Raw genomic sequence first — 11,667 nt, forward strand, 5'->3', positions numbered from 1 at the left:
TACCATTGCAAACACAAAACCATCAAAAAAGGGATTTATCAATCTTCATACTCTCCAAAAACCATCTATCAATAACATTATACTATTATCAAAAAGAAGATTCAGACAGGAGGGTTGATAACTGAAAATGTGAAAAAGTGTATAAAAACAGGGGTTCAAACCTCCCAAATTCTATTATCAGTATCGAGTACACACGGAACTAATGGCGTGAGCATACGGTATTAGTCACATCAGGCATTGATACTTGTATCGTTTGCCCCCGATTCAAGTATCGTTTCATCCTATTACAAGTCCTTTCAAATATGTTTTCCAACATGTTTAGAAGGCATTTCATAAGAATTTAACTGCGATTCAGGCTTCATAAAGGCTCTTTTTGTACAAAATACGAGTTAGAAGGAAATGGCATTTTAGCTCTTTTTGATACAAAAACCCCTTTATTGATATCAATATGACTACACACTTTTAACAAAAAATTAATATATAAATAACAGCAGGAAAACTATATTTATATCACAAAATAATTATCTTTGTGATTAAAGAGATTAAATATATAGTGTATGGAGCTGAACCATAAAAGCAATAAACCTTTGCATCTTCAAGCAGAAGAAGTTCTTCGAACCCTAATCGATTCAGAAGAATATAAATCGGGAAAATACTTACCCAATGAAATAGAACTTTCACAAAAATTGAATATCTCCCGCAATACATTACGACAAGCCATTAACAAACTGGTTTTTGAAGGTTTATTGATACGAAAAAAAGGAGTCGGTACAAAAGTAATACAAAAAGGTATTATAAGTGGAGTGAAAAATTGGCTTAGTTTTTCACAAGAAATGAAGATGTTAGGAATAGAGATTCGAAATTTCGAACTCCATATAAGCTGGAAAAAGCCCAATGAGGAGATTTGCAACTTCTTCAATATCGACAAAAAGAATCCTATAAAATGCATTGTCTTAGAGCGAGTAAGAGGGAAAAAAGAATATCCATTTGTATATTTTATCTCCTATTTTAACCCCAAAATACCTTTTACCGGAGAGGAAGATTTTACACGGCCTCTATATGAGTTGTTGGAAAAGGAGTATCAAATAACCGTAAAAACCAGTAAAGAACAGATTTCTGCCAGCCTGGCAGGAGAAGAAATAGCAGAAAAACTGGATATCAAAACCACGGATCCGATTCTTATCCGCAAACGTTTTGTATACGACACCAACAATAACCCAATAGAATATAATATCGGCTATTACCGTGCAGACAGTTTTACATATACAATTGAAGCTGAACGGTAAAACTGGTATATCAAAAACAAAAAAAGATGCGTAAGAGCCTTTCCGGCATTTACGCATCTTTTTTCATACACTTCAAGATTGTTACTTATTTCAACTTAACAAAAAGTTCACCTTCTACTTCGCTTGTTTCAATCTTATCTTCTCTCAATAACCAACCCAAACCCAAAAAGAAATCTTTATCTACCAGCTTGGTTGCTTTTTTAATCTGTTTTTGAGTTTTTCCTTCATTTCCATTTAGTGCTTCCCAGATTTTTCCGGCAATTACACCTGCTTTTTCTTTCAACATAGCTCTTAGTTTAAATCGTATTTACAATTTATTTAACACGAATAAGTATTTGTGTCTTACGGCGCAAAAATAAACAAAAAACAAGACCTTCTTCTACTTTCCTTGAAAAAACTTTCATTTTAATAGTAAAAAAAGGGAACATTTTACAATTTTCCTTCTTTTTCGAGGAAATCCCCCCATATCGTTGCAGCTATTTCAACCATCTTTGCACAAGGACGTTTGGCATAATACTGGGCAGTACGCGCTTCCGGAGTTGCTACAACGGGCTCTTTTTTTGACAAGCCCAGCAACTCTGCACAGTGTATGGTTCCTGTAACTTCCTTGAATTTTGCAGCCAGTTCCTGCACAAGAGCATAATTGGCAGCCTTACTTTCACGATCGGCTCCGGAAACTGCACTACGCTCAAGTCCTGCCAGCAAAAACATACCACAAGCCGCCCCACATATTTCACGCATACGACCAATACCTCCTCCAAAAGAAGCAGCCATGCGCAGTGCCTGTTCGGGCGTAAATCCATAAAGATCGGCATAAGCAGCCACAACCGACTGCGAACAATTATATCCTTCCTTAAAAAGAGCAACAGCTTTTTCTATACGTTCCTGTTTATTCATTTTCTGCAACATTGTTTATAGGATTTCCATTTATATAAGCTTTCAAATTCTCGACTGCCTGTTTCATCAGACGTACACGGGCCTCACGAGTAGCCCAGGCTATATGCGGAGTTATAAAACAGTTTTTCAATTTTAGCAAAGGATTACCGGCTGAAGGTGGCTCAGCAGAAAGCACATCAAGTCCTGCTCCCAATAAACGACCTTCCACCAAGGCTTCCTCCAATGCTTTTTCATCAACCAGGCCACCTCTTCCTGTATTGATCAGAATAGAATTCCGTTTCATCAGCGACAGGCGGAAAGAATTGACCATTTCTTTAGTCTCCTCATTCAAAGGACAATGAAGACTGACAATATCACAATTGTGAAACAGATCGTTCAACTCCATTTTCTTTACTCCTTCGGGAAGACTATTCTCCGGTTTACTGGTGTATACACAAACTTCCATACCAAAGCTTCGTGCAATGGCCGCAGTAGCCTGTCCGGTATGTCCGAATCCCACAATTCCCATTTTCTTTCCTGCAAGTTCTATCAACGGAGTATTCCAATAACAGAAATCAGGCTGTGAACTCCATACCCCATTTTGTACTTCACCGGCATAATGTGCCACATGCTGAGTGATATTCAGAATATGCGCAAAAACCATCTGAGCTACCGACTGAGTGCTATAGGCCGGAATATTGGTTACTACAATTCCCCGTTTCTTTGCCGCTTGAACATCTACCACATTATATCCGGTAGCCAATACACCTATATATTTCAGGTCAGGAAGCGAATTGATTGTTTCTGCAGAAAGTACCGTCTTATTCGTCAATAATGCCTCAGCTCCTTCTGCCCGCCGTAATACATCACTTGGGGCTGTACGATCGTGTATCGTCAGTTCACCCAGTTCATTCAATGACTCCCACGAAAAATCCCCGGGATTCAATGTAAATCCATCTAAAACAACTATCTTCATTTCTATATTCTTTAATCTTTAAATCGTTCTCCCCATAGCTGAACCATCCGTTCTTTCAACTTAGCCTCAGCCGGATTATCCTGAGCATGCCAGATACGTCTCTGCTGCATTTCATCCGGTAAGAACTGCTGCTTTACAAAGTTCCCTTTATAAGCATGCGCATATTTATAATCTTTTCCATATCCTAACTGCTTCATCAATTTGGTAGGGGCATTTCTTAAATGAAGTGGTACCGGTAAGTTTCCAGTCTCCCGTACCATTTCCAGCGCAGAGTTGATTCCTTCATAAGCCGAATTGCTTTTCGGACTGGTTGCCAGATAAACGGTTGCTTCGGCTAACGGGATTCTTCCTTCCGGCCATCCTATCTTCATTACAGCATCAAATGCTGCATTGGCCAGCAACAATGCATTAGGATTGGCCAGACCGATATCTTCGGAAGCCGATATAACTAAACGTCGGGCAATAAAAGCAGGATCTTCTCCTCCCTCCACCATACGGGCAAGCCAATATAAGGCTCCATCCGGATCGCTGCCACGGATAGACTTGATAAAAGCAGAAACAATATCATAGTGCATCTCTCCTTCCTTATCGTATGCCAATGGATTTTGCTGCAAACGTTCCACTACTTTTTCATCTGTAATGACAACCTCTTCCTCTCCATCGGCCTCTACCACCAGCTCCAGGATATTCAGCAACTTGCGCGCATCTCCTCCTGAATAGCGGAGCATAGCATCCGTTTCTTTCAACACTATTTTCCGCTCTCTCAAAATAGCATCACGGACTAAAGCCTGCTGCAGCAGTTCAAGCAAATCTTCTTTCTCAAGAGATTTCAGTACATACAACTGACAGCGCGACAAAAGCGGACGAATAACTTCGAAAGAAGGATTCTCCGTAGTAGCTCCTATTAAAGTCACTACCCCGGTTTCTACTGCTCCCAATAAGGAATCTTGCTGAGATTTGCTGAAACGATGAATTTCATCTATGAAAAGAATAGGACTCTGCTGGGAAAAGAAACGATTGCTACGCGCTTTCTCAATTACATCGCGTACATCCTTAACTCCAGAAGTCACTGCACTCAAAGTATAAAAAGGAGTTTCCAACTTATGGGCAATAATCTGTGCCAATGTAGTCTTGCCTACTCCGGGAGGTCCCCATAAGATAAAAGAAGAAATACGTCCCGCATCAATCATTTTACGCAAGACAGCCCCCTCTCCTACTAAATGCTTTTGTCCGATATACTCATCCAGCGTCTTTGGACGCATTCTTTCTGCCAAAGGTTGTGCCATATTCTGATACTCCAATTAGAAACACAAAAATACGTAATTCTACTCAAAAAAACCTTTAGTGATTCGGAAAAAAGCCAGACATAAGGGCAATAAAAAAAGGCGCTTTTCACAAAGAGCCTTTTTTAAGTTTTCAATAGGTATTAGTTTTTTTTTAAGGTAAAAAGATTGTTTTCAGGATAACGCCACAAAGATGCGGCCTTTTTTTTAGCTAACCAAATAAAAAAACATGTCTTAAAACACATTTCTGACATTTCTGGCATTTTCTTTTATTTTAAATCTGTTCATTGTCTTTTTTTGAAGCTTTTTCAAAAATAAGAAAAATTTATTAAATCGATACAAATTCATCCATTCAAAAATTCCCAAGTTATCCATCAGCAAAATTTACATAAAGTCTAATAGGTATATAACAAAAGAATGCTTATTTTTGCACACATAAAGTGTAAAAGAGAAAACCACTATGACTGAAATGAATGCAGCTGAAAGTTCAGAAAAGAAAAGTTTGAACTTCATAGAACAAATTGTAGAAAAGGATTTAAAAGAAGGTAAAAACGGAGGTAGAATACAAACCCGTTTCCCGCCCGAACCGAATGGTTACCTGCACATCGGACATGCCAAAGCAATCTGTATGGATTTTGGTATTGCACAGCGTTACGGTGGTGTATGTAATTTGCGTTTCGATGATACCAATCCTACAAAAGAAGATGTTGAATACGTAGAAGCCATCAAAGAAGACATTCAATGGCTGGGCTACCAGTGGGGAAATGAATATTATGCATCTGATTATTTCCAGCAACTGTGGGATTTCGCTATCCGTTTGATTAAAGAGGGAAAAGCTTATATAGACGAACAGTCGTCCGAAGAGATTGCTGCACAGAAAGGTACTCCTACCCAACCAGGTACAGAAAGTCCATACCGCAATCGCCCGATAGAAGAAAGTCTGGAACTGTTCCAGAAAATGAATTCAGGAGAAATTGAAGAAGGGAAAATGGTATTACGCGCCAAAATAGATATGGCTAATCCTAATATGCATTTCCGCGACCCAATCATCTACCGTGTAGTAAAAACCCCTCACCATCGTACAGGCGATACATGGAAAGCATATCCGATGTATGACTTTGCTCATGGACAAAGCGACTACTTTGAAGGAGTAACACACTCACTTTGTACGTTGGAATTTGTTGTTCACCGCCCGCTGTACGATTTGTTTGTAGACTGGGTAAAAGACGGTAAAGACTTGGATGACAACCGCCCACATCAGTACGAATTCAACAAGTTGAACCTCAGCTATACTCTGATGAGTAAGCGCAACTTGCTGACTCTTGTAAAAGAAGGACTGGTTAACGGATGGGATGACCCTCGTATGCCGACAATCTGCGGTTTCCGCCGCCGTGGCTATTCTCCAGAGTCTATCCGGAAATTCATCGATAAGATTGGTTATACTACCTACGATGCATTAAACGACTTCGCTTTACTGGAAAGTGCAGTACGCGAAGATTTGAATGCACGTGCAACCCGTGTATCTGCTGTTCTGAATCCGGTAAAACTGATTCTGACCAACTACCCGGAAGGACAGGTAGAAGAAATGGAAGCGATCAACAATCCGGAAGACCCGAATTCACCGACACATAAAATCGAATTCAGCCGTGAGTTGTGGATGGAACGCGATGACTTCATGGAAGATGCTCCGAAAAAATATTTCCGCATGACTCCGGGACAGGAAGTTCGTTTGAAAAACGCATATATTGTAAAATGTACCGGATGCAAGAAAGACGAAAACGGTAATGTAATAGAAGTCTATGCTGAATATGATCCTAACACAAAGAGCGGTATGCCTGAAGCAAACCGTAAAGTGAAAGGAACATTACATTGGGTAAGCTGCAATCATTGCCTGAAAGCTGAAGTCCGCTTGTACGACCGCTTGTGGAAAGTGGAAAACCCACGCGATGAAATGGCTGCTATCCGTGAAGCCAAGAACTGCTCTCCATTGGAAGCAATGCAGGAAATGATTAATCCTAATTCTCTGAATATTCTGACAGAATGTTATGTAGAGAAATTCCTGGCAGATGCCAAACCATTGGATTACTTGCAGTTCCAACGTATTGGTTATTTCAACGTAGACAAAGATTCTACTCCAGAACATTTAGTATTCAACCGTACTGTGTCTCTTAAAGATACTTGGAGTAAAATCAGCAATAAATAAGATTGATTTATAAAAATCCTATTTTATCCAACGAAGAATTTGCGAGCCTTATCATAAATCAGCTTGCAGATTCTTCGTTATTCATTCATAAAAATTACCTACGCATGAGACATGATTTAGCATCCAGCTTTAATACTCCCGAATTTCAAGCCATCAAACATAAATATGAAGAAATGAAGCAAAATCATACTCATGTTTATATGGAAAGCAACGAGTTGACCCATCTTGCAGAGTATTATGCACATCAGGGAGACAGCAAAGCTTCGGAAGAAGTTATCAATTATGGACTACAACTTCATCCCGAGAATCTGGATATTCTTATCTACAAATGCAATAATTTGGTAGCCAGAGGAAAAATCAACGAAGCTTTTTTTCTATTGGAGACGATTCCCGATCAAAATGATAGAGAAGTAAGACTGACTTACGCCAATCTCTGCCTGGAACGTCAGGATATAGAAAGTGCAGAAGAAGTATTCAAACAACTTGCAGAAGAAGAAGATAATGATACCAACACATTGCTGGATATAGCCGATATTTACATGGATGCCAACATGGAAAAGATGGCTTACCACTGGCTACAAAAAGCTTACAGACAGGCTCCCAATGATATAGAAGTATTGGAATCAATGGCTGATTATCATTATTCGTTCAAAAGTGTAGAACAAGCTACCGTTTATTATAATAAACTATTGGATGAAGATCCATACAATCTATACTATTGGACAGAACTCACCCGCTGTTACCTGCAGATGGGCGAAATAGAACAAGCCATGGAATCCGTAGAGTTTGCACTGACCATAAACGAAAACGATCTGACATGTATTGAAATGAAAGGTTATTGTTTTCAGCTTTTAGGAGATGGGACTTCCGCATGCAAATGCTATAAGCAGGTAGAGCAGTCCGTTTCCAACAAAACACGGATTCGGATGGTACTGATGGCTTGCTATTTCATCGACAAAAAATACGATGAAACGATTCAATATTGCAACAAACTTCTGGAAAGCAACGACTTGGAAAACTTTGAAAGAGCCAATGTATATCATAAACGTGCTGTATCTCACTTAGTAAAAGGTGAATACGAAGAAAGCGAAAAAGACGTTATCAACGGGCTTACCTACGATGGAGAATTCAGTGAGCTGTATCTCGTTCAAGGAGAACTATTCGTATCCGAAGGAAAAATGATAGAAGCAGAATGTTCATTCAGAAAAGCAGAATCATTCGCAATGGAAAAAGCAGAAACTGCACAACTGGCTGCAACCACTTATATGAGATATGAACATTTTAAAGAAGCAGTTCAACTTTATCATTGGATAGAGAAAGAGTATCCAGAAGAGGTAAAAGACTTCTACGGCTACATCGCTTTCTGCTATTACCGCTTAAAAGATGAAAAAAATATGCTCAAGTATATGGTTCGAAGTTGTTTCTATACTCCAGAATCATTGTCTAATCCCCTATGGGGAGAAAAAGACATGGGAGAAGACCAAGACTTCTTTAATTTGGCAAGAATTGTTTTGAAGGAAATTCAAGAAGGAAAAATAAACGTTTCTTCGTTCTTATAATTTTATTTTTCAGCCTGCTCTACTTTTTTAAGTAAAGCAGGCTGATTTCTTCTGAAATTTATTCTACAGACTGATGATTTCCTGCAAGATTCGTACAGCCGAAACAACATCCCCAATTTCTTTAATCACCATACTGCGTTTTCCATTCTGTTCACGCAAGTTGCAGTTACGAGGATATTTAGACATATAGTCGATAATCTTTCCAAATGCCATACTCTGGTAATAAGGACTTTCCAGATTACTTACAAAGTATAGTGTCATACGTCCGGCCTTCAGAATAATCTTCTCTATTCCTAAGCGTTTTCCCAGTCGGCGAAGAGGAACAATACGAATGAGTTCTTCTCCTTCTGGTGGAATCTTTCCAAAACGGTCCACAAGACGAGCTTTAAAGGCCTCTACATCCCTGTCAAGTTCCAGTTTGTCGAGCTCTCTATACAGCAACATTCTCTCACTGCTACTCGGAATATACTCATTCGGGAACAGCAATTCCAAGTCACTTTCTACCGTGCACTCGTCTACAAACTCTTCACCGCTGATTTTCTCCTCTCCAGCCTTGATTTCTTCTGCGTATAAGTCGGCAAACTCTTCATTCTTCAATTCAGTCACAGCTTCCGACAGAATCTTCTGATAAGTTTCATAACCTAAATCGGCAATAAATCCACTCTGCTCTGCTCCCAGCATGTTTCCAGCACCACGGATATCAAGGTCTTGCATGGCAATGTGAATACCACTTCCCAAATCACTGAAGTTCTCTATAGCCTGAAGTCTGCGCTTAGCCTCAGGAGTCAGCAAAGACAAAGGAGGAGCCAGCAGATAACAGAACGCTTTCTTGTTACCTCGGCCTACACGACCACGCATCTGATGCAAATCGCTCAAGCCAAAATTCTGTGCCTGATTAATGATAATGGTATTGGCATTAGGAATATCAATACCACTTTCTATAATAGTAGTTGCCAGCAACACATCGAAATCGTAATTTACAAAACCAAATATAATTTTTTCCAACTCTTCAGGCTGCATCTGCCCGTGACCGATACATACGCGACAGTCTGGAATATTTCGCTGAATCAGTGCTTTCAGTTCTGCCAGATTCTGAATCCGGTTGTTCACAAAGAACACCTGTCCGTTTCGGCTCATCTCAAAGTTGATAGCTTCCATGATTATCTCTTCATTAAAGGTATGAACCTCGGTCTGAATAGGATAACGGTTGGGAGGAGGGGTCTGAATGACAGATAAATCGCGAGCTCCCATCAGTGAAAACTGAAGTGTACGGGGAATAGGAGTTGCCGTCATAGTAAGTGTATCCACATTTACTTTTATCTGACGGAGTTTCTCTTTTACACTTACCCCAAACTTCTGTTCCTCATCGATAATCAGTAATCCCAAATCCTTGAATTTTACAGTCTTCCCGATTATCTTATGCGTACCGATTAAGATATTAATATCTCCATTTTCCAGTTCTTTCAAGATACGGCTGGTATCTTTCGCCGTACGTGCACGACTCAGATAATCGACCTTACAAGGCAATCCTTCCAAACGCTTTTTGAAGGTTTGGAAATGTTGATAAGCCAAAACCGTAGTTGGTACCAGCACGGCCACCTGTTTGTTATCGGCTACAGCCTTGAAAGCCGCACGCACTGCCACTTCAGTCTTACCGAAACCTACATCCCCACAAACAAGGCGGTCCATCGGACGGTCGCTTTCCATATCCGCTTTTACCTCCTGAGTAGCTTTCAACTGATCGGGAGTATCTTCATATAAAAAGCTGGCTTCCAATTCATGTTGCAGGAAACTGTCCGGGCTATATTTAAATCCTTTTTCCTGTCTGCGTTTCGAATATAACTTAATCAAATCGCGGGCAATATCCTTGATTTTGGTCTTGGTACGGTCTTTTATTTTCTCCCATGCTCCTGTACCCAACTTACTGATACGGGGTTGCTCTCCTTCTTTACCTTTGTATTTGGAGATCTTATGCAACGAATGAATCGATACAAATACCACATCATCGTTCTGATAAATCAGTTTGATAACCTCTTGTGTCGTATTACCATTGGGAATACGTACCAGTCCGGCAAACTTACCGATTCCATGGTCTATATGTACGACATAATCCCCCGGCTCAAACTGATTCAGTTCTTTCAGTGACAAAGCGACTTTTCCGCTACGTGCCTTATCACTGCGAAGATTATACTTATGAAAGCGGTCAAAAATCTGATGATCGGTAAAGATGCAACATTTTAGAGTATGGTCTACAAAACCTTCATGTAAAGTACGGTCTACCGGTTCAAAACTGATACGGTCTCCCCTTTCTTTAAAAATGTCTCGCAAACGGTCTGTTTGCTTCATACTGTCCGAACAGATATAAAGCTTGTAATTACGCTGCAAATATTCCGTCAGCACAGAAGCCACCATATCAAAATTCTTATGAAAAATAGGTTGAATAGAAGTGTTAAATTCCAAAGTAGCCTGGGGTGTACCAGTAGGCTTATGCCCGAAATCCACTCGCTTAAACTCCAATGCCTTTACAGTAAACTCCGCTCCATCCACTAGTTTCTTTTCCAGATTCATCAGTTCGGTCTGCTCTCCCTCGTAGGCCGTTAGTGCCTGTGGGGAAAGAGCCTCATCACGCACCGTTTGGATACGTTCGCGAAGCCATAGAAAATCTTTTATGAAAAGTACCGTCTGACGTGGGATAAAGTCGAGGAAACAAATATCGCTTCCCGAAGCAGAAATCAACTCCGGAACAATACTTACAGTTGTTTTCTTCTCTGTAGACAACTGGGTTTCGACCTCAAATGTACGGATACTGTCTATTTCATCGCCAAAAAAGTCGATTCGATAAGGAAGTTCCGATGCAAACGAGTAAACATCAAGAATACTTCCTCGCGTAGCAAACTGTCCCGGCTCGTACACATAATCTACATGTTCAAAGCCATACTCTACCAGCAGAGCCGTAATCTTATCAGTCTCGATGTGTTGTCCCACATCCAGCTTCAACGTACGGTCGCTGAGATACTGGCACGACACCACTTTTTCCGCCAACGCATCCGGATAGGTCACGACAACCAAAGATTCCTGCTTTCCCAATCGGCTTAGCACCTCGGTTCTCAGAATCTCATTCGCTGCATCTTTCTGTCCGTACTTGATGGCACGCCGATATGAAGAAGGAAAAAACAAAATCTGTTCATCACCGTTTACCTGTACCAAATCATGATAAAAATACCCAGCCTCTTCTACATCATTTAAAATAAAGACATAGATACCAGGAGCCTTATCAAAGATTCCCGAAGCAAACAGAGAAGCACAAGAGGCGTGCATCCCCTTCAGATAAATAGTACGAATATCTTTATTGTCGAGTAATGACGTCAACCCTGCTACATTAGGGTGAGAAGCATAAATACGTTGAAGTTCCGCTATATTCATTGTTCCTTTTATAGATGTCGGCAAAATTACAAAAATATTGCTACATTTGCATCTACCTAAT

8 protein-coding genes are annotated in these 11,667 nt (G+C 40.2%); 3 read left to right on the plus strand and 5 right to left on the minus strand.

Features of this window, described 5'->3' with window-relative positions; translation table 11 throughout:
* Window positions 1–557 precede the first annotated feature (557 nt).
* The gene (locus tag WKU26_RS04730) at window positions 558–1,286 is read left to right on the plus strand and encodes a GntR family transcriptional regulator (protein WP_340321091.1); all 729 of its coding nucleotides are present in this window, start codon (window positions 558–560) and stop codon (window positions 1,284–1,286) included.
* 85 nt (window positions 1,287–1,371) lie between these two features.
* Here the strand turns inward: WKU26_RS04730 and WKU26_RS04735 are convergent, their stop codons facing one another.
* The 4 genes from WKU26_RS04735 to WKU26_RS04750 form a co-directional block, all read right to left on the minus strand.
* Window positions 1,372–1,572, minus strand: a complete 201-nt coding sequence (locus tag WKU26_RS04735) for a winged helix-turn-helix domain-containing protein (protein WP_340321092.1) — start codon at window positions 1,570–1,572, stop codon at window positions 1,372–1,374.
* A 143-nt stretch (window positions 1,573–1,715) separates the two neighbouring features.
* Window positions 1,716–2,183, minus strand: coding sequence for a C-GCAxxG-C-C family protein (locus WKU26_RS04740; RefSeq protein WP_340321093.1), 468 nt, complete (start codon window positions 2,181–2,183; stop codon window positions 1,716–1,718).
* Window positions 2,176–3,138 (minus strand): D-2-hydroxyacid dehydrogenase, encoded by a 963-nt coding sequence (locus WKU26_RS04745; protein WP_340321094.1) that lies wholly within the window; start codon window positions 3,136–3,138, stop codon window positions 2,176–2,178. Before WKU26_RS04745 ends, WKU26_RS04740 begins: the two co-directional genes overlap by 8 nt.
* A gap of 11 nt (window positions 3,139–3,149) precedes the next feature.
* Entirely contained in the window at window positions 3,150–4,424 is a 1,275-nt protein-coding gene (locus WKU26_RS04750) for a replication-associated recombination protein A (RefSeq protein WP_269878101.1), read from the minus strand.
* A 457-nt stretch (window positions 4,425–4,881) separates the two neighbouring features.
* On the opposite strand from WKU26_RS04750, the gene WKU26_RS04755 reads away from it, so the two are divergent.
* Entirely contained in the window at window positions 4,882–6,624 is a 1,743-nt protein-coding gene (locus WKU26_RS04755) for a glutamine--tRNA ligase/YqeY domain fusion protein (RefSeq protein WP_340321095.1), read from the plus strand.
* Window positions 6,625–6,728: 104 nt separating this feature from the next.
* Window positions 6,729–8,183 (plus strand): tetratricopeptide repeat protein, encoded by a 1,455-nt coding sequence (locus WKU26_RS04760; RefSeq protein ID WP_340321096.1) that lies wholly within the window; start codon window positions 6,729–6,731, stop codon window positions 8,181–8,183.
* 63 nt (window positions 8,184–8,246) lie between these two features.
* Here the strand turns inward: WKU26_RS04760 and mfd are convergent, their stop codons facing one another.
* Complete coding sequence (mfd, locus tag WKU26_RS04765; protein ID WP_340321097.1) at window positions 8,247–11,606, minus strand: transcription-repair coupling factor; 3,360 nt, start codon at window positions 11,604–11,606, stop codon at window positions 8,247–8,249.
* Window positions 11,607–11,667: the final 61 nt, after the last annotated feature.

This window comes from Phocaeicola sp. HCN-40430, assembly GCF_037890285.1.
GTDB lineage: Bacteria > Bacteroidota > Bacteroidia > Bacteroidales > Bacteroidaceae > Phocaeicola > Phocaeicola acetigenes.